General features: G+C 71.5%; 1 protein-coding gene. It reads left to right on the forward strand.

Going from position 1 to position 1048, the window contains the following annotated elements; all coding sequences use genetic code 11:
- The coding region (locus CRP39_RS26075) for a 2,5-dihydroxypyridine 5,6-dioxygenase NicX family protein (RefSeq protein ID WP_101811082.1) at positions 1-1046 on the forward strand (1046 nt) is incomplete at its 5' end.
- Positions 1047-1048: the final 2 nt, after the last annotated feature.

A 1048-nucleotide genomic window follows, 5' to 3' on the forward strand; every position in this document is an offset into this window, starting at 1 on the left:
TGGACCAGAACCTGTTCAACTCGATCTGTCTGGAGCAGCTGCGGCTGTCGGCGGTGCACGAGGGCGAGACCGTCGCGGTCCTGTCCCGCGGCGCCGAGCGCCCGGAGTACGCCGACGCGTTCCTGTGGGCCGCCCAGCAGCTGGGCGCGGCCACCTACCACCTGCGGCTGCCCGCACCGGCCACGGCCAAGGGCGCCTGGGCCGTCGGCGAGTCCGGCCTGGGCACCAACCCGCGCGCGGTGGAGGCGCTCAAGGCCGCCGACATGGTCATCGACCTGACCTTCCTGCTGTTCTCCAAGGAGCAGTTCGCCATCCAGGACGCCGGCACCCGCATCCTCACCTGCGTGGAACCCGCTCCGCTGCTGGCCCGCCTGATGCCCACCCGCGAACTGCGCGAGCGGGTCGAGATCGGCGCCGAACTGCTGGCCGGGGCCACCACGATGCGGATCACCAGCCCGGCCGGCACCGACGTCACCTACCGCCTGGGCGTCTACCCCACCCTGAGCGAGTACGGCTTCACCGACACCCCCGGCCGCTGGGACCACTGGCCGGCCGCGTTCGTGTTCACCGGCGGCGCCGACGACGGCGTCGACGGGCGCATCGTGCTGTCCCCCGGGGACGTGCTGCTGCCGTTCAACACCTACGTGCAGACCCCGGTCGAGCTCACCATCGAGGCCGGCTTCATCCGCGCCATCCGCGGCGTGGGCGGCGCCCCCAGCCTGGACGCGGACCTGCTGGACTCCTACATCCGCAGCTTCGACGACCCCCGCGGCTACGGCATGTCCCACGTCGGCTGGGGCCTGGACGAGCGCGCCCACTGGCACGGACTGACCCAGTTCGGCGGCGGCATGGGCATGGAGCTGCGCTCCTTCTACGGCAACGTGATGTTCTCCATCGGCCCCAACAACGAACTCGGCGGCCCCAACGACACCCCCTGCCACTTCGACATCCCGATGCGCGGCTGCAGCCTCTACCTCGACGACGCCCTCATCGTCGACGCCGGCGAGCTCACCGTCCCCGAGATGCGCCCGGGAAACCGCCGATGAGC

The organism is Geodermatophilus sabuli, from assembly GCF_900215145.1.
Classification (GTDB): Bacteria; Actinomycetota; Actinomycetes; order Mycobacteriales; family Geodermatophilaceae; genus Geodermatophilus; species Geodermatophilus sabuli.